The following is a 24,662-nucleotide window of genomic DNA, read 5'->3' as shown; positions in this document are numbered from 1 at the left end:
AAAAATCTCAAATCCGACATCACAAATCCTATATTATTGAATCTTGGCTTTTCTTCCAGTCTTGATAGCCTTTGATGGCTAAGAGTAATAAAAGGAAATAGAGTATGCTTGTGCCGTAAAGTCCTTTGTAGAAATACATTCCTGTATAAAAGAAGTCGGCACTTATCCATAAAAGCCAGTTTTCTACATATTTGCGTGCCATCATCCATTGGGCAATTAAACTGATGGCTGTTAATGATGAATCCATATAAGGCAAGCTGGCATCTGAATAATTACCGTGCATATAGCCCGAAACTAAAGTAAAACCAATAAATACTACTGTACAAGCAATCCATTGAAAGTATGGCATTTTACTTACAGGCAATTCTGTTTTTTCTTTCCCTCCAAAGAGCCATTGATACCAACCGTAAACACTTAGTACAATAAATACTGCCTGCAATTCCATGTCTGAATACAGCTTGAATTGCCAATAAATCACGCCATAAATTCCTGAAGAAACAACAGCCCAAAGCCATCCCCAAATATTCTGACGAGTATTTAACCATACACAAATTAATGTTGTAAGAATTCCTAAGCCCTCTAACCAGTTTTGTTCTATGTATTGTTGCATGATTGTTTAATTTGAAAAAGCTTATAAGCTTTGAGTTGTGAGCTTTAAATAAATGGAAAAAGAAAAGCTAAAGGCATTTAGCTCTGAGTTGTGAGCTACGAGCTTTGAGTAAACAAAATAAGCTCATAACTCAAGGCTCAAATCTCATAGCTCATAGCTTAGTATTCTTCTCATAATACTTACAAAGATTTTTCAAAGCACATTCTCCACATTTTGGACTTCTGGCAATACATACATAACGCCCGTGAAGGATTAACCAGTGATGTGCTACTGGCACAGACTCTTTTGGAATATATTTTACTAATTCTTTTTCAACGGCTAAGGGCGTTGTAGCGGTTTTGGCTACTAAACCTATTCTATGCGATACTCTAAAAACGTGTGTGTCAACCGCCATCGCTGGCTGATTATAAATTACTGAAACAATTACATTCGCTGTTTTTCGTCCAACGCCCGGTAAGGTTTGAAGTTCTTCTATACTACTGGGTACTTCAGAGTTATATACAGAAACTAATCTCTGTGCCATGCCAATCAAGTGCTTGGCTTTATTGTTCGGATAGGAAATTGAGCGGATATAATGAAATACTTCATCAAATTCTGCTTTAGACAAAGATTCCGCATCAGGGAATCGCTCGAATAAGGCTGGCGTTACCATGTTCACACGCTTATCGGTACATTGTGCCGACAAGGATACCGCCACCAATAATTCATAAGGTGTACGGTAATGCAATTCTGTTTCAGCAATCGGAAAGTTCTCTGTGAAATAAGCGATTAGCTTTTGATAACGTTCTTTCTTGAGCATGGTATCTATATAATTTAAACATGAATCATCCAGAATTTAAAACTTAAAAAGGTAGTCAAAAATAGTTTTTTGATTACCTTTTTGAGTTTTAAGTTCCGTTAGAAACTATATATCGGTAGTAAATAAATGCACATTTATTTCATTACTTAGCCCCATCGGGGCGAAATATTCCGCCCCGATGGAGCTAAGTGGATAATAGGATACTACTACTACCGATATTCAGTTCCTAACGGAACTACAGACATAAATTCGGAACGAGTCATAATCTCATCAACTTCACTTATAGCATTTCTGCGTCACGTTGGCGTTTTACTCTTCCAGAAACGATGATACTTACTTCGTACAAACCTAACAATGGAATGGTTACTAATAATTGTGAAATCATGTCTGGTGAAGGTGTAATAACAGCCGCTACAATTAAGATAACAACGATAGCATGACGACGGTACTCTCGCATAAAGGCAGGCGTAACTACGCCTACTCTTGAAAGTACATAAGTAATCATTGGTAATTGGAACGTAAGCCCACAAGCCAAAGTCATCATGGCAAGTAGAGAGATATAATCACTTATATCGAATTGATTTTGGATAGAATCGTCTAATTTGAAACTTGCCAAAAAGTTGATTGCCATAGGAGACACAACAAAGTATCCGAAGAAAACGCCCATAAAAAACAGTAATGACACCCAAAATACTGCACCACGAGCAGCTTTTGCTTCTGATAGTTTTAAGCCGGGCTTTACAAAACGCCAAATTTCCCAGAAGAAATAAGGGAAAGAAAAGAGTAAACCCACAATGATTGACTGCGTAAGAGCCATCATAAATTGCCCTGATACTTCTCTACTTTGTAAAATAAAATTAGCTTGTTGGAAACATAAACCTTCAATGCCTGTGGCATCTGATAATTTACAAAGCATTCGGTTTGTCCAGAAATCAGATTTTGTTGGCCCCATAACGATTTGTCCAAAGATTTCTTTCTGGAAAATCCAAGCCAAAATTGTAAATATCAAAATAGAACCTAATGAACGGATAATGTGCCAACGGAGTTCTTCGAGGTGGTCGAGGAAGGTCATTTCATCGCCGCCTTCTTCGTCTAATTCTTGGTCTAAAGCCATTTGTTGAATATTAATTATGTTTAGGGTAGGTAATATTTTTCAATATCGACCTATTTGTTCCTCAATCTAAATACTGCTCTAATATTTTACTGAAATGCTATCAGTGCAGAATACAAAAGTACATCAAAAACACAAAAAACCCTGACAACGTTTGTGATTGTCGGGGCTTTGTAGGGCATACAAGTATGAGTTATGAGTTATGAATTATGAGTTATGAGTTTAAAGTGCTGATAAACTGAATCTTAGTACACTATATTATTCTTTATCTAATAGATAGACAATTTTTCTACACCGTATTTTACAGGGTATTTTATTGTATTGCTTCTATGAATATTTTATAATATTATCCAGTCAAATATTTTATTCTTCATAGACTAAATATGAGTACTGAATTACGAGTGTGGAGTTGTGATGATAAATAATTTATACTCACCATTTTAAACTCACAACTCAGCATTCACAATTCAGTACTTATATATGTGCTGAATGAATATTCTATTAATACACAAACTCACCAAATTCAGACTGAATCGTTACTTGTTTGCCTTCAAAAGCTTCTACTCTACCGATGATTTGGGCATCAATGCCAAAAGATTTTGAAATATCAATCAAAGTCTGTGCATACTGTGGATTTATGTAAACTTCTAAACGATGTCCCATATTAAACACTTTATACATTTCTTTGAAATTGGTATTGCTTTCTTCCTGTATCATTTTAAACAATGGAGGCAAAGCAAAAAGGTTGTCTTTAATGATATGAACATTATTTACAAAATGTAATACTTTGGTCTGAGCTCCGCCAGAGCAGTGAACCATTCCATGAATTACAGGGCGTAATTCGTTCAACATCGCTTTTACAACGGGGGCATAAGTACGAGTGGGTGAAAGTATCAATTGCCCAACGTTCAGAGGCGTGCCTGCTACTGCGTCAGTCAAGCGTTTTGAGCCACTATACACCAAGTCTTTTGGTACGGCTGGGTCAAAGCTTTCAGTGTATAAATCAGCTAAATAATGCCCCAATACATCATGGCGAGCAGAAGTAAGTCCATTTGAACCCATTCCGCCATTATATGTTTTTTCGTAATTCGCTTGTCCGTCCGAAGCCAAACCTACAATCACATCACCTGCTTGGATGTTATGATTTGAAATCACATCGGCACGTTTCATGCGGGCAATCACGGTGGAGTCAACAATAATGGTTCTTACCAAATCGCCTACGTCAGCCGTTTCGCCACCAGTACTCCAAATACCAATGCCATTGTCTCTGAGCATTTCTAATACTTCTTCAGTACCGTTGATGATTTCAGCAATTACTTCACCCGGAATCAGGTTTTTGTTTCGTCCGATAGTACTCGACAATAACATATTATCCGTAGCTCCTACACAAATCAAATCATCTGTATTCATCACTACGGCATCTTGAGCAATACCACGCCAAACAGAAATATCACCCGTTTCTTTCCAATAAAGGTAAGCCAAGGAAGATTTTGTGCCAGCACCATCGGCGTGCATAATATTACAATAGGTGTCGTCGCCACCTAACATATCTGGGGAAATTTTACAGAACGCTTGCGGAAAAAGCCCTTTATCGAGTTTTTCGATGGCTTTGTGTACGTCTTCTTTAGAGGCAGAAACACCTCTTTGCATGTAACGATCGGTCATTATGCGATTTACTAATTTTGTTTCAAGACAATCAATTGTGCAAAGTTACGCTTATCTCAACAAAAAACTTCATTCAGATTGGTACTAAAGCAAAAGAGCCAAAAAATAATTCTAAAACGATATACTTTATTAGCAATAAACGTTTCTGTAAGTGTTTCAATAAACTTCTGATTAACAAAAGATTAAGAAAACTAAAAAAGTATGATAAGTAGTTATTTTTTCAAGATTTATCAGTAATTTACTCAATCATTGTTTCCTTCATCTTTTGAAGAAGTTTTGATAAAGCAATTACGAGTTCAAGTATATTCTTTCAACATTAAAATTTAAGGATTATGGGTCGGAAAGTTTTAGTTTTAAATCAAGATTACAGTGCCTTAACCGTTTGTTCGATTCCTAAAGCTTTTTTGCTGGTTTTCTTAAAAAAAGCTGATTTAATTTCTGAATCTGCCACCGAGCAACTAAGAAGTGTCTCGCAGTCTTTTCCAATGCCTTCGGTTATTCGTTTGCATCGCTACGTTTATTTGCCTTACAAAGGAGTAATGTTGTCGAGACAAAATATTTTTAGACGTGACGGCGGACAATGCCAGTACTGCGGAACACCAGAAGATTTGACTTTAGACCACGTATTGCCAAAGTCGAGAGGAGGAAGAACTTCGTGGGATAATCTTACAACGGCTTGTAAAAGGTGTAATTCCAGAAAAGGAGACCTTACGCCAGAAGAAGCAAGAATGCCTTTAAAAACCAAACCTTATAAACCATCATTTGTGATGTTTTTAAGAGATTTCGGGGGAAGTATAGAAGAGAGTTGGTTGCCTTTCTTAGGGAAGAAAAAAGAGAAAGTGATGATTCAATAAAGTATAAGAGGTCGCTCAATTTGGGCGACCTCTTATATTTATATTCTCCCAGTATGGCTTTATCTTTCAAAAAACTCTTTATTATAAATTAATCTTGCCTGCATTTATATTTTACTCAATATATTTAGTAATTTTACTCAATACATTGAGTAAAATATTATGTTTGTAAAATCAGAAATATCAATTCTTAAAAAAAGAATAGAAGAGCAACGCAAATTTATTCAAGTAATTATGGGCCCTCGTCAGGTAGGTAAGACTACTTTAATTAGGCAATTCATAAGTCAGCTTAATGTGCCAGTCGTGTTTGTTGCTGCTGATGGAGTGCCATCGGCAAATGCCTCTTGGATTAGTCAACAATGGCAGACAGCTCGTTTTCAGTTGCTAAACACTGGTGCTAAAGAATGTATTCTTATTATTGATGAAATACAGAAAATTGATAACTGGGCGGAAATTATCAAAACAGAATGGGATAAGGATAGCTTTGATAATAGAAATATCAAATTGATACTTTTGGGTTCTGCACGCCTACTTTTGCAAAGAGGATTAAGTGAATCTTTGGCAGGTCGCTTTGAGATAATACAAATGACTCATTGGTCTTTTTCAGAAATGCGTGAAGCTTTTGATATATCTGTAGAACAGTTTGTTTATTTTGGGGGCTATCCCGGTGCGGCTTCATTGATTGAAGATGAAGAAAGGTGGAGAGAATATGTATTACAAAGCTTAATTGAAACTACGCTTTCAAAAGATATTTTGATGATGACAAGGGTAGATAAACCAGCTTTGCTAAGACATTTGTTTGAATTAGGCTGTGGATATTCGGGTCAGATTTTATCCATGACTAAGCTTTTGGGACAGTTGCAAGATGCAGGAAATACAACAACTTTGTCACACTATCTCGAACTTTTGGATTCTGCTGGTTTGTTAGTAGGTCTTGAAAAATATGCTCCTGATGTAGCAAGACAAAAAATGTCAATTCCAAAATGGCAAGTACAGAACACTGCATTTTCATCGGTTTATAGTCCAATGAGTTTTAAAGATTCTTTAAAAAATCCAGACATTTGGGGCAGATGTGTTGAAACCGCAGTCGGTGTACATTTAATTAGGTCTCAACGATTACAGAAAACAGAAGTATTCTATTGGCGAGAAGGAAATGATGAAGTAGATTTTGTATTAAAAAAATCAAATAACGTTATTGGTGTGGAGGTAAAAAGCGGTCGTACACAAAGTGCAAAAGGAATGATTGCATTTACCAAAAAAGTTCGGCACAATAAAGTAGTTTTGATAGGAAATAGTGGTATTAGATGGCAAGATTTCTTACAATCAGATGTAAATATGTTATTCGATATGTAGGTATATCAAATAACATATTCACGCTTTTTACCTCAAAATCCCCTTCTTATAAAGCGGAACTGTACTACAAGGCTCGCCGAACATGAGTGATTGTACCACTGGCTGTAAAATTCTTGTGATTTCTACATAAGCGGCTGTGGGTACGGCTACTTTTGAGCAGCCTTTTACTACTACTTTTGCCCCACGGTACTCTTCTGGATTTACTTTGGCAATGGCATCGTAAAAGAGTTTTTCTTCTAAGGCTTTCAAGTCGCCAAAGACTACCAAATTGGCTACTGGCTGTAATTTCAAAGTCAATAACATATATGCCCAAGTAGGAATTACGGCATCTTCTGAACAAATCACCGCTACATTTTTACCTTCATATTGCGACCAATCGTGCGTTTTTAGGAATTCTCTAAAGTCTTTTTCCTTCAAAATCATTCCCATAAAAAGGTTATCTTTCAAATCATAAACTACTCTTTCGCCTTTATGATAAAGGTCTTCGAGGTCGAATGAAATCAATCCGCTATTGGCTACTTTATTTACAATTATATCTTCCATATTCGATTATACTTTTTTAGGTTGTGTTCCAACGAAGTCTTTTAAATAAAAAGGTTCAAAGCTCACTACGTTTTCAAATAACGATTCTTCAAAAGATTTAGTTGCCAAAATACCGATGGTTTTGGCTGAAGGATGAACAGTATTAGGCAAGAAAATAGCATTTTTATGCGAAATGGCTTCACGGCATTTTTCTGCTCCGTCGCCAAAGAAAACCACAGGCTGCGTATTCAGTAAATCAAGAAAAGAATATTCGTCGATAATTTTAGCTTCTGTTTCTACAATTTTATGACGCTTTTTATCCAAAACGCTACAATATACTTCCATTCTTCGGGCGTCAATCATCGGGCAGAACAAGTAATTATCAGGGAAAAAATCACTTATTTGCATTGCCATTGCTTCTAAAGTATTTACCGAAATCAGGGGTTTGTCCAAAGCAAAACAAAAGCCTTTTGCCGTAGAAACACCAATCCGCAAACCTGTATATGAACCTGGCCCTTTGGCTACGGCAATGGCATCTAACTGATTCAAACTGAAACCTGAGTACTTCACCGCATTTTCGCAAAGACTGGTCAACATGCCTGAATGTGATTTTTCTGCGAAAAGTTCGCTACAAGCCAAAAGCTGTCCGTCTTGGTGAAGTGCTACCGAACATACTTTGGTGGAAGTATCAATACTAAGAATTAATGCCATAAAAAAATCAATGTTAAATTTTGCCGATTGGCAATAAATGTTTTACAAAATTACACCCAAGCGATGGCAAATAAAAATGGCGATAGATTTCTCTAACGCCACCTTGTGTTGAAGCTTATTTTGCTTGCTATTTTCCTTTTAAAATTGCTTGATAACGAGGCATATCTGCAAACAGTTTCAAAGCAGATTGTATCTCTGGGTCTTTGGCAAAAGATTGTTCACGAGTACCTTTTTGTAAATAATAATGCACTACAATTTCCTGCTCCAATGCTGTTTTGATTTCATCCTTAAACTTCACTAAATCAGCTTCTTTGTTGTGCGAAAGCTTGTTTCTAAGTGCTTTGAGTTGTTCAGAAACGTTCTCGAAATAACGTTCTTTTTTTGCCGAAGCTTCTAAGATATTTAAGTCTTTTTCGGCTTGTGTTGTATAGTCGAAATCCTGTGTTAAAGCCCATTTAATAAAATCTTGATACTCTGCATTCGAGAGTTCAAAGTCTTTGGCTGGCTTGATACTTGGGTGTTCAAAATGGTACTTGATGGCATAATCGTACAAAATGTATTTGTTCGACATGGCAATCGTAATTGCCGCTGGGTTCTGCTTTTCTACTTCAATATCTGGCAAAATACCTCCGCCATCATATACTACTCTCCCACTTCTTAAAGTTTTGAAAGCACGACGCAAAGAATCTGGTAATTTCCCAACGCTTCCGTCTGGATTACGGTGACTATAATCAATGGCTTGAATACAGCGTCCGCTTGGAATATAATACTTGGCGGTGGTTACTTTTAGTTTGGTATTATAAGTTAAATCACGAGTAATTTGTACCAAACCTTTGCCATAACTACGTTGTCCGATTAATACGCCACGGTCATAATCTTGAATAACGCCCGCTACAATTTCAGCCGCCGAAGCACTGTGTGAGTTCGTCAAAACAGTAATGGGCATTTCTGTATCTACGGCTGGATTCAAACCTACGTAGGTTTTGTTCCATTCTTGTACTTTTCCTTTGGTAGAAACAATTTCTGATTCTTTCGGAAGAAAAATATTACAAATATCTACCGCCATATTTAACAAGCCTCCCGGATTTTCACGCAAATCAAGTACTAATTTTTTCATCCCTTTTGCTTTCAATTCTGTGAAAGCCGTGCGTACTTCTTTTGAGGCTGTTCCTGTAAAATCTTTTAAATCTATGTAGCCTACTTCGTCGTTAATCATGCCGTAATAGGGTACATTTTTCATTTTTACTACGTCACGAACAACAGAATATTCTTCTAATTTATCTGAACCATATCGTTTTACCGTAATTTTTACGGCTGTACCCGTTTGTCCTTTGATGAGCTTGCCCACATCGCCAACTTTACGAGCCAACAAGTCGATACCATCTACTTTCACGATTTCGTCGCCAATGCGTAAGCCTGATTTTTCGGCAGGTGTTCCTTCGTCAATGAGCATGATGAGTACTTTGCCGTTGCGGTTTGAAGTAACAATCCCGATGCCATTGTACTTGCCTGTGGTCATCGTCATATAATCTTCGATTTCGTCTTCGGCATAATAAACGGTATATGGGTCGAATGATTTCAACATGGCATCAATAGAAGTTTTGATAGTTCTATTCGGATTGATTTCATCGACATAATAGCGATTCAACTCTTTGAAGAGTGTCGCATAAATATCTAAGTTTTTAGCAATTTCAAAAAAACGCTCTCCGGGGTCGGTAAACGAAGCCAAAGAAAGTCCAACGACAGCAACTCCTGTGACAATAAGCGACTTGGCTGTTAATTTTATGTTCATTGTTGGAAAATTTTGATAGAAAAATAGTCAAAAATTTGCCTGATAGCAGGCATTGGTTTTTATAACGAAGATTTAGGGGAAGTATTTCACCATGTACTTTGCCAAAAAAGCATAGGGATTTCTCACACTATTTTTTTGAAAATCGCTTTCATCGACTTTTCAATTTTGGCATAGTCTTCTATCGTCTTTGCAATATACACAAAAGCGATATAAGCTGGAATTTGCGGAGAAGGTTTTTGTAATAAAAGCGATTTATTCAAACGGTAGGCTTCACGAGTACGACGTTTGATGAGATTTCTGTCAACAGCGTGTTTAAAATAACGTTTTGAAACAGAAATTAAAATGGCAGGTGTGGGCGAAGCAATATTTTGTGTCAAAACTTCCGAAGGAGTATCAACCGCCTCTTCATTATTCACTACATTACTTTCATTGAAAATATAAGAAACACGAAAAGGGTAGAGAAAAACCGAGTTGATTTTTTCACTACCCTTTCTATCAAAGAGCTTATCTATAACTTTCTTAGAACAGAGACGTTCGGACTTTTTGAAAGTAAATTTCATGCTTTAATTCGGTCATTTGAAAATTTGTTCATTTGAGAATGTTTTCAATCTAAAAACAAATATCAAATTGTACTAATTTTCAAATTTTCAAATTATTCACATTCTAAGACTATTTACCTCTTTTTTCGTCAGAAACTGTCAATTTATGTCTTCCTCTTGCACGACGAGCAGCTAAAGTACGACGTCCGTTTGGAGTTGACATTCTTTCACGGAATCCGTGCTTGTTTTTTCTCTTTCTTACCGAGGGCTGAAATGTTCTTTTCATGGCATTATATCTTTATAATTCTTATATTTCTAAAACAGGACTGCAAAGGTACAGAACTTTTTGGAAGTTACAAATTCTTTCTAAAAACTTTCTGTTACTAAGGTAATGATAATGAGTATCTTTGGTAAAAAATAGCAGATTTTATATAGACGAAAGCTTGTTCTGTCTCCAAAAATGTTCATAAGAAAATCTAAAAATGAATGATGAAATATAAAATTTATTCAGAAAATCCACAGAGTCATTTCTTGAATATTGAAATGCTCATTGAAAATATTAACTCAGAAACTATCGAGTTACAATTACCCGCTTGGCGGCCGGGACGTTATGAATTACAGCATTTTGCTAAAAATATTCAAAGCTTTGAAATTTTTGATTTAGCAGGTAATTTACTTGAATTTGGTAAACTTACCAAAGATAGATGGCAAGTGAAAACTTCTGATATTCAGTATATTAAAGTAGTTTTTACTTATTTTGCAAATCTACAAAATGCAGGAAGTTCCTTTGTTGATGATACAGTAATGTACATTAATTTTGTAAACTGTTTGCCTTATGTTGAAGGTAGAATGGACGAAGCCTGTGAAGTAAGTATTACGTTGCCAGACGACTACAAAATAGTGTGTGGACTGCCCAGTAAAGTCAACGAGTCGCATACTTTGTTAGCATCAGACTATTATCATTTGGTGGACTCGCCGATGTTGGCAAGTCCGTACTTACAACACAAAACATATCGTGTTGCCGACACAGATTTTTTTATTTGGTTTTTGGGAAATTATATTCCAAACTGGGAAAAAACTTTGGCTGACTTTCAACAATTCACCGAAAAACAGCTTGAAGTGATGGGCGATTTTCCTGAAAAGGATTATCACTTTATCAATTGGATGTTGCCAACTTCTTTTTATCATGGCGTAGAACATCGCAATTCTACCATGATAGTTTTAGGGCCAGCTTCTGAGGGCGACGGACTTTATACAGATTTATTGGGCATCAGTTCTCATGAATTATATCATGCTTGGAATATCTGTAAAATTCGTCCGATAGAAATGTCACCTTATGATTTTACCAAAGAAAATTACTTCCCAACGGGTTTTGTAGCCGAAGGTGTAACTACTTATTTCGGTGATTTATTTTTGGTGCAATCAGGAGTATTTAATTTAGAAGCCTATTTAAAAGAATTAGAAACGGTCATCAAACGCCATTTTGAACAAGACGGAAAAGCCTTTCAATCGCTTGTAGAATCCTCTTTTGATTTATGGTTAGATGGTTACAGTCAACCCATTCCGCATCGCAGAGTATCAATTTATCAAAAAGGAGCAGTAGTTGCTTTGATTTTAGATTTAATGATTCGCTTGAAATTCGGTCATCGTCGTTCATTGGGCAATGTGATGCAGTTGATGTGGGAACGTTTTGGCAAAACAGGCGAAGGCTATTCGATAGAAGATTACCAAAAGATATGCGAAGAAGTATATGCAGGTTCATTAAAAGTGTATTTTAAAGACTGCATTTACGGCAATATGCCTTTAGAAAGTTTAGTAAATGAATTACTACAAGCTTTTGGCATCAGTATAGAATGGAACGAAAATGGCAAAATACATTTGGAATTATTAGATTCAGAGAATGAAAACCTAAAGTTGTGGTTAAATTTGTAGGGGAAACAGAAATTAAACAGACGAAAAGATAAATATTATCGGACTTTTACGCTAAATAAAAAACTCCGTTAGGAGTAAAATATCGGTAGAAAGCATAAAAGTATTTCTTCTATGAAAGTTCCGTAGGAACGAAATATGCCGTTCCTACGGAACTTGTGGAAACTATAATTTAATTACTACCAATATTTTGTCCCTAACGGGACTTTAAAATGAGTGTTTGCTCTTAATTATTGAGATATTTAGAAAAATAATGAAAGATAAAATAAAACAATTAGCCAATGATTTGGCTGGAGAATTCGTTGCGAATCGCAGACATTTGCACCAAAACCCTGAGTTGTCTTATGAAGAATTTAAAACTCAGCAATACGTTGCCGCACGTTTAAAGGAAATTGGTATTACGCCAACCGAAATTGCGAATACGGGTTTAGTGGCAACAATTGAAGGCAATAATCCTTCTTCAAAAATCGTGGCTTTGCGTGCTGATATGGATGCTTTGCCGATTGTGGAAGCTAATGACGTACCTTATAAATCATTGAATCAAGGAGTAATGCACGCTTGTGGACATGATGTGCATACCGCTTCATTGTTGGGTGTGTCTAAAATTTTATACAATCTCCGTAATGAATTCGACGGAACGGTGAAATTGGTTTTTCAGCCTGCGGAAGAAAAAGCACCGGGTGGAGCTTCGGTAATGATTGCCGAAGGAGCTTTATTAAACCCTGCACCCAGTAAAATGCTTGGTCAGCACGTTGCACCGAATATTCCTGTGGGTAAAATTGGTTTTCGTGAAGGAATGTACATGGCAAGTGCGGATGAATTGTACTTTACCGTAAAAGGCAAAGGCGGACATGGTGCTATGCCCGAATTGGGTATCGACCCTGTGTTGATTACTTCGCATATCATTGTGGCTTTGCAACAAATCATTAGCCGAAATAGAAATCCACGTTATCCGTCTGTTTTGACTTTCGGGAAAGTAATTGCCAATGGAGCTACCAACGTGATTCCAAACGAAGTATATGTAGAAGGTACTTTCCGTGCGATGGACGAAGTTTGGCGTGCAGATGCTTTGGCTCGTATCAAGAAAATGGCGGAAGGCATTGCCGAATCAATGGGCGGTACTTGTGAAGTATTTATTCAGAAAGGGTATCCGTTCTTGAAAAATGAACCAGAACTCACTCGTAGAATGAAAGGTGCTGCGATAGATTATATGGGCGAAGAAAACGTAATTGATTTAGATATTTGGTTGGCTGCCGAAGATTTTGCCTACTATACACATCATGTTGATTCATGTTTCTATCGTTTGGGTACTCGTAACGAAGAAAAAGGTATTATTTCAGGAGTACACACGCCTACTTTTGACATTGACGAAAGTGCTTTGGAAATCGGAGCAGGTTTGATGTCTTGGTTAGCAGTGAGTGAATTGGCAGTTTAAGTTGATACATTTCATAAAAAAACCCTTGAAGTTTTATCTTCAAGGGTTTTTTTATGAAAAACAATAGCCTACTTCCGAAGACTGAAAGCCCTTATTCAATTATTAATTTCTTCACCAAACTTCCGTGTTCATTTTTAATCATTACCAAATACATGCCTGTGGCATATTGATATAAGGGAATATTTTTTTCCTGTGTATTTTTTATTTCTTCTTCAAAAATAGTCTGTCCACTAAGGTTACGGATACTCAATGTTCCATGAGTAATATTTTTGAACCTAACAGTTACTTGACTTTTACTTGGATTCGGGAAAAGACTAAATACATTCACTCCTATTTCTTCTTCAAAACCTAATACACTTGCCGTAGTCGCTTGGGTAGTGACATAATCAGATTCGGTCTTGAAACCCACAGCTTTCAAGCGATAAGTATAAGTGGTATTGCCTTGCAAATTATCGTCTGTATAGCTTGTTCCAATTACTTTTGCCGCAATAATTATATAAGTATCGTCCAGCAAAGACTTGCGTTCTAAACTGTACTCGGTAGCATTCAAAACAGCTTGCCAAGTAATTTTGATAGATTTATAAGAAAGCACTTCTGTACTTATGGTTGGCGTATTCAGCTTGGTAGCGGTTGTTACTTTCAGCGTAGCATAGTCAGACTCAGTGTTGATACCAAACGCCTTCAAACGGTAATCGTAAACTGTATTTTCTTGTAAAGTATTGTCTGTGTATTCAGTTTTAGTACTATCTAATTTGGCTATTTCTTGATAAGTACTTGTACTTGTACTTGTTTTGCGTTCTAAAATAAATGCAGTAGCATTTTGTATGGCTTTCCAAGTAATAGTTAAGCTTTTATAAGAAAGTAGGTTTTCTGTCAACTCAGGCGTTTTGAGTTTCGCAATCGTTGTGGTTTGTGCCACTGCATATTCTGATGAAGTTCTTTCAGCCACCGCTTTTACTCTATAAAAATAAAGGGTATTATCGCTAACCGTTTCATCAGTATATTCCGTAGAAGCATTATTCAATTCAACAATTTTTTGATAATCGCCAGTAGCTGTTTTTCTTTCTATCAAATAGGTTTCAGCATTTTTTATAGCTTCCCAAGTGATTTTTACAGATTTGTAAGAAACATTTTTTAAACTGATTGTGGGCGTAGAAAGCGGCGGAGTATAAGCCTCCATGGTTACTTGGTTGAATGAAAAGGCTCTCATCCCGATTTTATTTTTCAAAAACGGCCCTCCGAATACGCTAAATACTTGGTCGTCGTGGAAAGAAGGCAAATAATTGAATTTATCATTTGGCGGAGCTTGATATAAACTTAAAATTACTTTATTGCCAACAGCTTTACCTTCTTTTACAAGCGTATTTAGGCTGTTTCCATCAAAGTAAAAATTATTATTCATGTATTGCTTTTGGGCTTTTCCTTGTTTGTCAATCAGTGTAGTATCTTCTACCCAAACCATTTCTTGGTCTTTTTCAAACTCCAAAGTAAGTTCGGTTTTGGAAGCATTTGAAAAATAAGCGTGTTGAATATTGGGCGAATTAACACTCGTAGTGTATTTTCCTCCGTAAAAGTCACGGTCGAGCATTCTGAAAAGTTCATTAGCCGTTTGTGAATAACCAGCGGTATCATAGTGAATACCATCGTACCCTCTTGTTCCAATTGCCGTAAGGTTATCAACATCGGGATAGATAAATTTCGTTCTTCGTTGATAGTCTCTAAGTAAGCCTGCATTGCCTTCTGGTGAAGCAATAATTCCTACTTGAAAAATATAATATTTATTGATTTTGGGATAATCCTGATGCCAATATCCGTACAGTTTATCAAAAAGTTCGGGCCAATACGACGCTGCTCCCGAAGATTCATTTTCTCCTTGTCGCCAAATAAAGGCTTTTATTCCACCATTCAATAAACCTGCTTGTTGAAGTACAAAATAAGTAAGCCCATAATTATTAGATTGGTCTGCTACATTATTGGCTGTTCTGATAGCACTGGCACTGGCACTAATGCCACCAACCGAACGGTTGATAATACAAACAGGAATTTTATATTTTTCAATAATTCTTTTTTGTAAGCCAGCTCCTACTTGTCCTACTCGTTTATTATCGTATTCTGAATACTGCCAAGTAATAACAGGTTCATAAGGATAACCGCCTGCGAAAGTTCTTGCAAATCTGTTTCGATAGCGAATCAGACCATCTGCAAAAACGGCTTCTAAATTTGACTGCCCTCCTAAAAGATAAATATCTCCAGCTACGATATGTTGACGATACACCAACTCTACCGAATCGCCTTGAATATTGGTAGCAAAAATTTTGAAACCGTACTCTGCCAATTCTGCTTTTATCGGAATCGGATTAAAAGCAAAAGAGCCGATATTTCCTTTATAAGTAACGCTTGCTCGTTGATGACCAATCAGTGTATCTTCTCTGAAAATTTGAACAGATACACTTTTCCAACCCAAAATATCAATATATCCGTTGATAGGTACGTATGCAAGGTTATTGTCGTTGCGAGGATAAAACTGGTTTTCTTGTGGAAGATTCTCGAAAACTGTACTGTAAATTCTTTGTGCGTAAGTTGAAGTGCTGAAAAGTAAGAATATACAGATGAATAAAGTAAGGGTTCTTTTCATGGTATTAATGGATGGTCAAGAATTTTATATATTAAACGACTGGGTTTGAATGATATTTGTTTATAGAAACTTAAAGTAATTCAATTAAACTACTTTTAGTAATAAATGCAGTAAGGCGAAACTATCTAAAAATCAAAAGGCTATTTCAAAATTAAACCTTGGTTTACTTATTTTGAAATAGCCTTTCTACGTTTTAAATTATTTCATTGATTTTAGATTGCATTTGCTCCTTCTTTCAATTTTTCAGCGTTTTCAGCAATTCTTAATTGTTCAATAAAATCTCCGATTTCACCATCCATTACTACGGGTAAATTATATACAGTATAGCCGATACGGTGGTCAGTTACTCGTCCTTGTGGATAATTATAAGTACGGATTTTATCTGAACGGTCGCCAGAACCAACCATTGAACGGCGGTCGCCAGCGATAGATTCTTGTTGTTTTGCTAATTCAATATCATAAAGTCTTGAACGCAAAACGGTCATTGCTTTTTCAAAGTTTTTGATTTGTGAACGCTCATCCTGACATTGTACTACCAAGCCTGTTGGAAGGTGAGTAACCCTAACGGCAGAGTAAGTAGTGTTTACCGACTGTCCACCCGCACCCGACGAACAGAAAGTATCTTTACGAATATCGTTCATATTAATCTGTACATCTACTTCATCTACTTCTGGCAACACAGCCACAGTAGCGGCAGAAGTATGGATTCGTCCTTGAGATTCGGTAGCTGGTACACGTTGTACACGGTGAACGCCCGACTCAAACTTCATTTTTCCATACACATCTTCGCCTTGAATGTTGGCGATGATTTCTTTATAACCACCCGAAGAAGCAGGCGTAAAATCCATCAATTGAAACTGCCAACCTTGGTTTGCACAAAAACGTTGATACATACGGAAAAGGTCGCCTGCAAAAATCCCAGCTTCGTCGCCACCTGTTCCAGCACGAATTTCCATAATGATATTTTTAGAATCATTCGGGTCTTTCGGAATCAACATTTCTTTAATGATTTTTTCGTACTCTTCTTTCTGAGGTAAAAGCTCTTCTAATTCAGCTTTTGCCAAAGCACGAAATTCTTCATCTTTTTCCGTAGCGATTACGTCTTTCGCTCCTTCGATATTTGAAAGAATATTCTTGTACTCGTTATATTTCACCACTATCTTCTCAAGGTCTTTGTACTCCTTGCTGATAGTTTTATATTTCTTCATGTCCGAAACAACTTCTGGCTGCGTCATTTGCTGGGCAACTTCTTCAAATCGTTCACGGATGGCTTCTAATTGTTCTAACATTTTATTTCTTTTTTCGGAATTACAACAGCTTGATTCAGACCAGTAAAGCAAAACCTCCACGCTTACTGAAAATCAGGGTGCAAAGATACAAAAATCTTTATATTGAATAGGGGTAAATCTTGATGCTAATGTCATTTATGCAAACATAAAGTAAAGAGTTGTACACATTTTAAAGCTTTTTTCGTTAAATAAATGCTAAGTGTTTTTATTATTTAAAATCAGTTGCCATGAAAAATACTAAAATTCATAGAATCGTTCAGGTATTTGCCTTGTGTATTTCCCTGATGCTGTTGGTGGCTTCTTGTGGCCCTTCGTATGTAAGAGTAGATAGCCGCCGTCCTTATGGGTATGGCTATGGTCGCCCTTATCGTTATGGCTATGTTGTTCCGCCACCTCCTACCAGAGTAATTGTAGTTCCAAGATATGGTTCTCCGGGGCGTTATCATGGCGACAGACATTACCGTGGAAGAAGAGGTAGATATTAGTGGGTAATAATTTGTGAAACACAAGTAATAATTTCTAAATACTTCAATATCACAAAATTAAGTTAGTTGAGCCATTTCGTTTGTTTTTAATAGCTTATTTACCGAAAAGTCGTGAACCTAATTCACGGCTTTTTTCGTGTTTCGGGTTTATCTTTACAGGCAATTACTGAAAGTGCTGGATTTGTAAATTCATCTTTTCAGTATATTCTTTGATTGTCCCCACTAAGTTTCTTAAAATAAATTCAAGAAAACATGAAACAGAACCATTCATATTGGGCTTTTTTGGCTAAAGTCTTTTTTATCATTTTTACTGTTAATATACTTGTATCAAGCTGCGATTTTTCTAAAAGAATAGATACCACTGCCGCCGTAAAAGAACTTCACGAACGTGAAGTAAAACGTATTACACCTTCTCAGTTTATAGCTCAAGTAGATGAGTGGGGCGGCATCATTGTACGAACATTGAATAAAGATTTAGTAAAAAACCTTCAAGACTCGCTTGTGGTAGATTCTTTGGCTAAAACTTATCGGGTAGAAATTCTTTCTGGAAGTCCGCTAAAACTGAAAAATCCTGCTTGGGACAAAAAAATCAACGAAATTTTGGATGCTTATCAATACAATGTTTTGCATAAGTTGCCACAAGTAGAAAACATTCAGAAATCAGAAGATGAAGTTTATTTTTATTATACAGCACCTATTCACGCTAATGCTACTCTCAAAAAACTAAGCAAAAAACAAATGGAAACATTGGGCGTTCAAGCAAAATTAGATAGCCTACCTTTTCGTAAAGAAGGTGATTTTATAGGTTTGTGGTTAGTGAAGTTTTCAAAGAAAGAAGTGGTTCGCTTGGCCGACCCAAAACATTTGAAAGAATTAAATTCTAAACAATAAAACAAAAGCCCAGACCTCGCAAAGTCTGGGCTTTTGTTATCTACGTCTTTTTTTACTTTTTGCTTTAGGTTTTGCTCTATTTGCCTCGGCTTTTCCTTGTCGAGTTCTCTCTTCCAGCTCCATAATTACCGAAGCGGCATTTTCTTTACTGGTTTCGTAGGCATCATTTAAAGATTTATATGCTGTTTGTAACTTGGTATAATCATCCAATAAACGGTTGTACTTATTACTTATGGCTTCAAAAGTTTCTTTGCTGTCTTGTTGGCATTTGATGTAGTCTTCATTCTTCTTTTTATACTGACTTTCTAAACTAAAACGTAAGCTACTACTTTCGGCATTTTCCTGACGTTCTTTCAAAATCTGGCTTTCTTGGCGGCGAAGTTGGTCTTGAAGTTCAGCTATTTTCTTGGTTTCTGTACAGGCAGAAGTAGTCAACGTTAGCGTGACAATGATAAAATATAAGGTTTTTTTCATGGATTTTGAATTTGTTTGACCAAGTAGTGGAGCTACAAAGATAGCAGAAAAGTGCTGGATAAAAACGAGAAAATCGCCTGCCTGTCCCGTATTTGTACCATTTATGAAGCCTTTCAAAAGTATTTAACACTTTGCTTTTGAGAGGAAAAACAAACTTTTTTTCCTGAAAAAATCTTGAATGCCGAACTTTCTTGATTATTTTTGCCTTAAATCTATATAATTAATAGAGTAAAAAGAAACGCTTTCAAAGCTCTTAGGCTCAGTTATAAGCGATAACGATAAAGAAAAATCATGCAAAGTTTCAGAACCGAACTCGAAAATCCACTTGTAGAGAAAGATATTATTGACTTAGCTCGCAAAATTGAATTATTCCGTGAAGGGAAAATTCATGAGGAAAAATTCCGCAGTCTTCGTTTGGCAAGAGGTGTATATGGACAACGTCAGCAGGGCGTACAAATGGTTCGTATCAAATTGCCTTATGGGAAAATGACCTTCAAGCAGTGGAAACGCATTGCAGATATTTCGGATGAGTACTCTACTGGAAATTTACATTTAACTACTCGTCAGGACGTACAAATTCACTTTGTTTCTTTAGAAAGAACCCCAGAATTATGGGCTAAATTAGAAGAAGATGACATTACTTTACGTGAAGCTTGTGGTAATACAGTAAGAAATATTACGGCTTCGCCTTCTTCTGGTATCGACCCACAAGAGCCTTTCGACGTTACGCCTTATGCAGATGCGGCTTTCAGATATTTCCTTAGAAATCCAATTTGTCAGGAAATGGGAAGAAAGTTTAAAATCGCTTTCTCGAATACCGATGAAGATACTGCTTTAACTTATATGCACGACATGGGTTTTATTCCTAAAATCCAAGATGGAAAACGTGGTTTTAAAGTAGTATTAGGTGGAGGTTTGGGAGCTCAGCCAATGTTGGCTCATAATGCTTTCGACTTTTTGGCAGAAGACCAAATTATCCCATATTTAGAAGCAACGCTTAGAGTTTTCGACCGCCACGGCGAAAGAAATTCTCGTCATAAAGCTCGTATCAAATTCTTGATTCAAAAAATCGGTTTTGAGAAATTGGTTGAATTGATTCAAGCAGAATGGACAGCTTTGAAAAACAAATCTGTAACCATTGATACTACGACTGGAAAATGGAATGTAGAAGCTGAGGCAATGCCTTCAAAAACGGCTTCTGCTGAAATTGCCGACCAAGCAGCTTACGATTTGTGGAAAGCAACCAATACTTTCGAGCAAAAGCAAGCAGGTTATTATGGCGTTTATGTAAGAATTTTGAATGGAAATATTCATTCAACTACTTCTCGTTCATTAATTGAACAATTAGAAGGATACATCGGCGACGACGTAAGAGTAACCATCAATCAAGGTTTGATGTTGAAATTCGTTCCAGAAGCTAATTTGGCTTATGTTTATTCTGTATTAGAAGCACATGGATTGGCTGCACCCGGAGCAAATTCGATGGCAAATATTACGGCTTGTCCCGGAACTGATACTTGTAACTTGGCTATTTCAGACAGTACCAATATTACTTCAAAATTAGAATCAGTTATTACCGAAGATTTCCCAGATTTAATCCACAATAGTGATATTAAAATCAAGATTTCGGGTTGTATGAACTCTTGCGGACAGCACGGTATGGCAAATATCGGTTTCCACGGTTCTTCATTAAAAGCTGCCGACAAACGTGTTTTACCAGCTCTTCAAGTATTGTTGGGCGGAGGTACAGTCGGAAACGGCGTAGGTCGTGTTGCGGATAAAGTAATCAAAGTACCATCAAAACGTGGGCCAGAAGTATTAAGAGTAGTATTGAACAACTACGAAGAAAACGCCAACGAAGGCGAATACTTCAATGATTATTACGACCGTCAGGGCGAAAAATACTTCTATAATTTATTAAAGCCAGTAGCTGATTTAAGTACTTTGAAAGAAGATGATTTTATCGACTGGGGAGCTTCTGAGCAATTCCAAACAGAAATTGGTGTAGGTGAATGTGCGAGTGTAATCATCGACTTAGTAGCTACTTTGTTGTTTGAATCAGAAGAAAAAATGGATTGGACAATCAACGCCTACAATGAAAATCGTTGGGCAGATTCAATCTATCATGCTTATAGCGTATTTGTAAGTGCGGCAAAAGCTTTGATGTTGGATAAATCAGTAAGTGCTTCTACACAAAGTGGTGTAATTGATAAATTCGACGAACACTTTGTAGCAACAGGCGATATTGCTTTGGGTGGAAGAACTTTCAAAGAATTAGTATTACAAATTAATAAAAACGAGCCTTCTGAGGCATTTGCTACTTCGTACATCGAAGAAGCTAAAGCATTTTTAGCATTAGCAAAAGCGTATAGAAACCAAGCAACTTTGGTTTAATACTGACAATCAATCATCAATGGTGAGTGAATAGGACGTATTCTGAACCTATTTATTCACCATTGTACTTTATATACGATTATGACTGGTTTAGAACATTTCAATACTTTAGACCCCAAACCGAAACTAAGCGTAGTAGGTGCTGGGCCTGGAGACCCTGACTTAATTACCGTAAAAGCAATTAAGGCTTTGAAGGATGCAGACGTTGTGTTGTATGATGCCTTAATTTCCAGTGAACTATTGGATTATTGTAAGCCCGAAACCGAAAAAATCTATGTAGGAAAACGTCCGGGAGAAAGCCACTCGCAGGATGCTATTAATTTTTTGATTGTAGAAAAGGCTTATATGTACGGTCATGTGGTTCGATTGAAAGGCGGCGACCCTTTTATTTTTGGGCGTGGCATGGAAGAAATAGAGTATGCAAAAAGTTTTGGTTTAGAAACAGCTTACATTCCGGGCATTTCATCGTCGGTAGCGGCGGCTGGTTATGCTAATATTCCTTTGACAACCCGTGGCGTAAGCGAAAGCTTTTGGGTAATTACAGGTACAAAAACTGATGGTTCGCTATCAAACGATTTGGAAATGGCATTGCAAACAAGTGCTACTATTGTGGTTTTGATGGGAATGAATAAACTCAGCCAGATTTCAGCCATTTGTCAGCGAATCGGCAAAGAACATTTGCCCGTAGCGATTATTCAAAACGGTACACAAACCCAACAAAAAGTAGGCGTTGGTGTAGCAAAAGATTTAAAAGAAATCGCCGAAAACAATCAATTATCAAACCCTGCCGTGATTATTTTGGGCGAAGTAGTGAAGTACGCCGATTTGGCTGAACTTTCTACAATTTCAAAAAATGCAGGTAATAATCAGTAGAGAAAATTGATATTCTTTTAAAAGGAATCATCTCGAATTTAAAATCAAAAAGCGGTCAGAAGATTATTTTCTTCTGACCGCTTTTTGATTTTAGTTCCGTTAGGAACTGTATATCGGTAGAAGTACAAGGCATTTTGCCCATTTCCAAGCCCCATCGGGGCGAAATGTTTCGCCTTTATGAGTCTATTTTAATCCTGCAAAAAAATCAGAATGTGCGTGTCGTATTATCTACAATGGCAAATTCAAAACGCTGTGTTTCTATCCTAAAACAATTCCCCAGTTCTATACTTCGGAACAATTCCCAAATGTACATAAGCTCGTTCTGTCGCTTCTCGCCCACGAGAAGTACGTTTTAAAAATCCTTCTTGAATCAAAAATGGTTCATACACTTCTTCGATGGTTTCGGCTTCTTCTCCGCAAGCTGTTGCGATGGTAGATAAACCCACGGGGCCACCTTTGAATTTTTCAACAATCGTTGTTAGAATACGAATGTCCATTTCGTCCAAGCCATTTTGGTCAACATCCAAAGCCTGCAAAGCCATTTCTGCAATTTCAATCGTAATCTTTCCTTTTCCTTTTACTTGGGCAAAATCACGAGTTCTACGCAAAAGATTATTGGCGATACGTGGCGTACCTCTACTTCGGCGTGCTATCTCAAAAGCTCCAGCGTCGTCGATAGGCGTATTCAAAATCTGAGCAGAACGCTTTACAATATTGGTTAATAATTTGGCATCATAATACTCCAGTCGGCAGTTGATACCAAACCTTGCTCTTAAAGGCGAAGTAAGCATCCCTGCACGAGTAGTTGCCCCGATGAGTGTAAAAGGATTTAGTGAAATTTGTACACTTCGGGCATTAGGGCCTGAGTCCAGCAAAATATCAATTTTGTAATCTTCCATCGCTGAATATAAATACTCTTCAACGATTGGATTCAAACGGTGAATTTCATCAATAAACAACACATCAAAAGGCTGTAAATTGGTGAGTAATCCCGCCAAATCAGAAGGTTTGTCTAATACTGGGCCAGAAGTGATTTTGATATTTGCTTTTAGCTCATTAGCCACAATGTTTGAAAGCGTAGTTTTACCCAAGCCCGGAGGGCCATGCAAAAGTACGTGGTCAAGGGCTTCTTCTCGTAAACGAGCCGCCGTTACAAACACTTGCAGGTTTTCAAGTACTTTGTCTTGTCCTGTAAAGTCTTCAAACGAAAGTGGACGCAAAGCTCTTTCTATTTCCTTTTCCACAGAGGAAAGAGCTTCTTTATTGCCTTTTAAATAATCTTCTCGCATGGTTGAATGAATATAAATTGAAACGGAATATTTTGCTAAAACCGTTTTTCAATAGCTTTCTTTAATTGATTCTTTCTGAATGTTCAAAAATACGCCATTTTCTACTCTGATAAAAACATTCTGAACGAGCTTTCATTTTCTAAAATCTTGAGCAGGATTATTTTTGAAAAAAAATGCTTTAATTTGTACAATTAATTATAACTAAAAAACTATTCTAAGCGATTATTTAACAATGGATTCAGCATTAATAGGCGAGTTTGTCGGTACGGCAGTATTGATTTTTTTAGGAAATGGCGTAGTAGCCAGTGTATTATTGAAAGGTTCAAAAGGAGAGCAAGGCGGATGGATTGTTATCACGGCTGGCTGGGCTTTTGCCGTAACGATGGGAATTTTTGTTTCTACCAAATTCGGTAGTCCTGCGGCTCATCTCAATCCTGCTGTTACCGTTGCCGAAGCCGTAAAATCTGGCGATTGGTCGAATGCCTTGGGTTTTATTGTTGCACAAATACTTGGTGCTATGGTAGGTGCAAGCCTTGTGTGGCTACAATACTTACCTCATTGGGCTATTACAGAAGATAAAGGCTTGAAGTTGGCTTGTTTCAGTACCGCTCCAGCCATTAGACATACTTTTGCCAATTTCCTTTCAGAGTTTCTTGCTACGGCTCTTGCCATTATTGCTTTGGGTTCTTTCGGAGCTATCAGTACTGGTTTAGGCCCATTTGTGGTGGGTATTTTGGTTTGGTCTATTGGTCTTTCTTTAGGCGGAACTACGGGTTATGCCATCAATCCAGCCCGAGATTTAGGCCCACGCATTGCTCATGCTTTATTACCAATACCCGATAAAGGCAGTTCCGACTGGTCTTATGCTTGGATTCCAATTGCCGGGCCTATCGCAGGAGGTATTGTAGGGGCATTGATTTTAAATTTACTGAAATAAACCTTTATAAGTAGTGATTATTTTTTTTGTCTTGTAATTTAGCAGAATTACAATCCTTGCTCAATAGATATACTCATT

22 protein-coding genes are annotated in these 24,662 nt (G+C 37.0%); 9 read left to right on the top strand and 13 right to left on the bottom strand.

All coding sequences use genetic code 11. The features are described 5' to 3' along the window. Positions 1-28: 28 nt before the first annotated feature. The 4 genes from pnuC to VB248_RS13640 all read right to left on the bottom strand — a co-directional run bounded on the left by pnuC (position 29) and on the right by VB248_RS13640 (position 4,185). Entirely contained in the window at positions 29-610 is a 582-nt protein-coding gene (pnuC, locus tag VB248_RS13655; RefSeq protein WP_323297345.1) for a nicotinamide riboside transporter PnuC, read from the bottom strand. A 151-nt stretch (positions 611-761) separates the two neighbouring features. Continuing rightward, positions 762-1,409 (bottom strand): endonuclease III, encoded by a 648-nt coding sequence (nth, locus tag VB248_RS13650; RefSeq protein ID WP_323297344.1) that lies wholly within the window; start codon positions 1,407-1,409, stop codon positions 762-764. 280 nt (positions 1,410-1,689) lie between these two features. Then, the gene (gene tatC / locus VB248_RS13645) at positions 1,690-2,523 is read right to left on the bottom strand and encodes a twin-arginine translocase subunit TatC (protein WP_323297343.1); all 834 of its coding nucleotides are present in this window, start codon (positions 2,521-2,523) and stop codon (positions 1,690-1,692) included. Positions 2,524-3,021: 498 nt separating this feature from the next. Next, on the bottom strand, positions 3,022-4,185 hold the full coding sequence (locus tag VB248_RS13640) for an AIR synthase related protein (protein WP_323297342.1): 1,164 nt from the start codon (positions 4,183-4,185) through the stop codon (positions 3,022-3,024). 332 nt (positions 4,186-4,517) lie between these two features. Here VB248_RS13640 and VB248_RS13635 point away from each other — a divergent pair, with 332 nt between their 5' ends. Both VB248_RS13635 and VB248_RS13630 read left to right on the top strand, forming a co-directional pair. Next, entirely contained in the window at positions 4,518-5,039 is a 522-nt protein-coding gene (locus tag VB248_RS13635) for an HNH endonuclease (protein WP_323297341.1), read from the top strand. A gap of 159 nt (positions 5,040-5,198) precedes the next feature. Continuing rightward, complete coding sequence (locus tag VB248_RS13630; RefSeq protein ID WP_323297340.1) at positions 5,199-6,389, top strand: ATP-binding protein; 1,191 nt, start codon at positions 5,199-5,201, stop codon at positions 6,387-6,389. Between the two features lie 27 nt (positions 6,390-6,416). On the opposite strand, the gene VB248_RS13625 is transcribed toward VB248_RS13630, so the two are convergent. The 5 genes from VB248_RS13625 to rpmH all read right to left on the bottom strand — a co-directional run bounded on the left by VB248_RS13625 (position 6,417) and on the right by rpmH (position 10,239). Next, complete coding sequence (locus tag VB248_RS13625) at positions 6,417-6,932, bottom strand: DUF2480 family protein (protein WP_323297339.1); 516 nt, start codon at positions 6,930-6,932, stop codon at positions 6,417-6,419. A gap of 6 nt (positions 6,933-6,938) precedes the next feature. Further along, complete coding sequence (gene tsaB, locus VB248_RS13620; RefSeq protein WP_323297338.1) at positions 6,939-7,622, bottom strand: tRNA (adenosine(37)-N6)-threonylcarbamoyltransferase complex dimerization subunit type 1 TsaB; 684 nt, start codon at positions 7,620-7,622, stop codon at positions 6,939-6,941. A 127-nt stretch (positions 7,623-7,749) separates the two neighbouring features. Continuing rightward, complete coding sequence (locus tag VB248_RS13615; RefSeq protein WP_323297337.1) at positions 7,750-9,414, bottom strand: S41 family peptidase; 1,665 nt, start codon at positions 9,412-9,414, stop codon at positions 7,750-7,752. A gap of 122 nt (positions 9,415-9,536) precedes the next feature. Then, on the bottom strand, positions 9,537-9,974 hold the full coding sequence (gene rnpA, locus VB248_RS13610; RefSeq protein WP_323297336.1) for a ribonuclease P protein component: 438 nt from the start codon (positions 9,972-9,974) through the stop codon (positions 9,537-9,539). A 109-nt stretch (positions 9,975-10,083) separates the two neighbouring features. Beyond that, a complete protein-coding gene (gene rpmH / locus VB248_RS13605; protein ID WP_309921952.1) occupies positions 10,084-10,239 on the bottom strand; it encodes a 50S ribosomal protein L34 in 156 nt (51 codons plus the stop codon). A gap of 200 nt (positions 10,240-10,439) precedes the next feature. Between rpmH and VB248_RS13600 the strand changes: the two genes are divergently transcribed. Next, positions 10,440-11,885: a M61 family metallopeptidase gene (locus tag VB248_RS13600; RefSeq protein WP_323297335.1), complete on the top strand. Its 1,446-nt coding sequence runs from the start codon at positions 10,440-10,442 to the stop codon at positions 11,883-11,885. A gap of 250 nt (positions 11,886-12,135) precedes the next feature. Further along, entirely contained in the window at positions 12,136-13,317 is a 1,182-nt protein-coding gene (locus tag VB248_RS13595) for a M20 metallopeptidase family protein (protein WP_323297334.1), read from the top strand. Positions 13,318-13,408: 91 nt separating this feature from the next. Here VB248_RS13595 and VB248_RS13590 read toward each other — a convergent pair whose 3' ends face one another. Further along, positions 13,409-15,952: a T9SS type A sorting domain-containing protein gene (locus VB248_RS13590; RefSeq protein WP_323297333.1), complete on the bottom strand. Its 2,544-nt coding sequence runs from the start codon at positions 15,950-15,952 to the stop codon at positions 13,409-13,411. 212 nt (positions 15,953-16,164) lie between these two features. Next, positions 16,165-17,241 carry a peptide chain release factor 1 gene (gene prfA, locus VB248_RS13585; protein WP_323297332.1) on the bottom strand — a complete coding sequence of 359 codons (1,077 nt, stop codon included), beginning with the start codon at positions 17,239-17,241 and terminating at the stop codon, positions 16,165-16,167. 227 nt (positions 17,242-17,468) lie between these two features. Between prfA and VB248_RS13580 the strand changes: the two genes are divergently transcribed. Next, positions 17,469-17,726 carry a hypothetical protein gene (locus VB248_RS13580; protein ID WP_323297331.1) on the top strand — a complete coding sequence of 86 codons (258 nt, stop codon included), beginning with the start codon at positions 17,469-17,471 and terminating at the stop codon, positions 17,724-17,726. 252 nt (positions 17,727-17,978) lie between these two features. Then, positions 17,979-18,617: a hypothetical protein gene (locus VB248_RS13575; protein ID WP_323297330.1), complete on the top strand. Its 639-nt coding sequence runs from the start codon at positions 17,979-17,981 to the stop codon at positions 18,615-18,617. Between the two features lie 36 nt (positions 18,618-18,653). Here the strand turns inward: VB248_RS13575 and VB248_RS13570 are convergent, their stop codons facing one another. Continuing rightward, the gene (locus VB248_RS13570; RefSeq protein ID WP_323297329.1) at positions 18,654-19,091 is read right to left on the bottom strand and encodes a hypothetical protein; all 438 of its coding nucleotides are present in this window, start codon (positions 19,089-19,091) and stop codon (positions 18,654-18,656) included. Positions 19,092-19,382: 291 nt separating this feature from the next. On the opposite strand from VB248_RS13570, the gene VB248_RS13565 reads away from it, so the two are divergent. Both VB248_RS13565 and cobA read left to right on the top strand, forming a co-directional pair. Next, positions 19,383-21,485 (top strand): nitrite reductase, encoded by a 2,103-nt coding sequence (locus VB248_RS13565; protein ID WP_323297328.1) that lies wholly within the window; start codon positions 19,383-19,385, stop codon positions 21,483-21,485. A gap of 81 nt (positions 21,486-21,566) precedes the next feature. After that, positions 21,567-22,358: a uroporphyrinogen-III C-methyltransferase gene (gene cobA, locus VB248_RS13560; RefSeq protein WP_323297327.1), complete on the top strand. Its 792-nt coding sequence runs from the start codon at positions 21,567-21,569 to the stop codon at positions 22,356-22,358. A gap of 263 nt (positions 22,359-22,621) precedes the next feature. On the opposite strand, the gene ruvB is transcribed toward cobA, so the two are convergent. Then, entirely contained in the window at positions 22,622-23,647 is a 1,026-nt protein-coding gene (gene ruvB, locus VB248_RS13555; RefSeq protein ID WP_323297326.1) for a Holliday junction branch migration DNA helicase RuvB, read from the bottom strand. Between the two features lie 232 nt (positions 23,648-23,879). On the opposite strand from ruvB, the gene VB248_RS13550 reads away from it, so the two are divergent. Next, on the top strand, positions 23,880-24,584 hold the full coding sequence (locus tag VB248_RS13550; RefSeq protein WP_323297325.1) for an MIP/aquaporin family protein: 705 nt from the start codon (positions 23,880-23,882) through the stop codon (positions 24,582-24,584). Positions 24,585-24,662: the final 78 nt, after the last annotated feature.

This window comes from Arcicella rigui (genome assembly GCF_034929435.1).
In the GTDB taxonomy this organism is placed as follows: domain Bacteria; phylum Bacteroidota; class Bacteroidia; order Cytophagales; family Spirosomataceae; genus Arcicella; species Arcicella rigui.
This window is presented reverse-complemented; position numbering and strand designations above follow the sequence as displayed.

Bases quoted from the DNA above. Each gene is read 5' to 3' on its own strand.
- VB248_RS13580 (WP_323297331.1), top strand. From the start codon at position 17,469: ATGAAAAATACTAAAATTCATAGAATCGTTCAGGTATTTGCCTTGTGT.
- VB248_RS13615 (WP_323297337.1), bottom strand. From the start codon at position 9,414: ATGAACATAAAATTAACAGCCAAGTCGCTTATTGTCACAGGAGTTGCT.
- pnuC (WP_323297345.1), bottom strand. From the start codon at position 610: ATGCAACAATACATAGAACAAAACTGGTTAGAGGGCTTAGGAATTCTT.
- prfA (WP_323297332.1), bottom strand. From the start codon at position 17,241: ATGTTAGAACAATTAGAAGCCATCCGTGAACGATTTGAAGAAGTTGCC.
- VB248_RS13590 (WP_323297333.1), bottom strand. From the start codon at position 15,952: ATGAAAAGAACCCTTACTTTATTCATCTGTATATTCTTACTTTTCAGC.
- VB248_RS13600 (WP_323297335.1), top strand. From the start codon at position 10,440: ATGATGAAATATAAAATTTATTCAGAAAATCCACAGAGTCATTTCTTG.
- ruvB (WP_323297326.1), bottom strand. From the start codon at position 23,647: ATGCGAGAAGATTATTTAAAAGGCAATAAAGAAGCTCTTTCCTCTGTG.
- VB248_RS13625 (WP_323297339.1), bottom strand. From the start codon at position 6,932: ATGGAAGATATAATTGTAAATAAAGTAGCCAATAGCGGATTGATTTCA.
- VB248_RS13635 (WP_323297341.1), top strand. From the start codon at position 4,518: ATGGGTCGGAAAGTTTTAGTTTTAAATCAAGATTACAGTGCCTTAACC.
- cobA (WP_323297327.1), top strand. From the start codon at position 21,567: ATGACTGGTTTAGAACATTTCAATACTTTAGACCCCAAACCGAAACTA.
- rnpA (WP_323297336.1), bottom strand. From the start codon at position 9,974: ATGAAATTTACTTTCAAAAAGTCCGAACGTCTCTGTTCTAAGAAAGTT.
- VB248_RS13630 (WP_323297340.1), top strand. From the start codon at position 5,199: ATGTTTGTAAAATCAGAAATATCAATTCTTAAAAAAAGAATAGAAGAG.
- VB248_RS13550 (WP_323297325.1), top strand. From the start codon at position 23,880: ATGGATTCAGCATTAATAGGCGAGTTTGTCGGTACGGCAGTATTGATT.
- VB248_RS13640 (WP_323297342.1), bottom strand. From the start codon at position 4,185: ATGACCGATCGTTACATGCAAAGAGGTGTTTCTGCCTCTAAAGAAGAC.
- VB248_RS13595 (WP_323297334.1), top strand. From the start codon at position 12,136: ATGAAAGATAAAATAAAACAATTAGCCAATGATTTGGCTGGAGAATTC.
- nth (WP_323297344.1), bottom strand. From the start codon at position 1,409: ATGCTCAAGAAAGAACGTTATCAAAAGCTAATCGCTTATTTCACAGAG.
- rpmH (WP_309921952.1), bottom strand. From the start codon at position 10,239: ATGAAAAGAACATTTCAGCCCTCGGTAAGAAAGAGAAAAAACAAGCAC.
- VB248_RS13565 (WP_323297328.1), top strand. From the start codon at position 19,383: ATGCAAAGTTTCAGAACCGAACTCGAAAATCCACTTGTAGAGAAAGAT.
- tsaB (WP_323297338.1), bottom strand. From the start codon at position 7,622: ATGGCATTAATTCTTAGTATTGATACTTCCACCAAAGTATGTTCGGTA.
- VB248_RS13570 (WP_323297329.1), bottom strand. From the start codon at position 19,091: ATGAAAAAAACCTTATATTTTATCATTGTCACGCTAACGTTGACTACT.
- tatC (WP_323297343.1), bottom strand. From the start codon at position 2,523: ATGGCTTTAGACCAAGAATTAGACGAAGAAGGCGGCGATGAAATGACC.
- VB248_RS13575 (WP_323297330.1), top strand. From the start codon at position 17,979: ATGAAACAGAACCATTCATATTGGGCTTTTTTGGCTAAAGTCTTTTTT.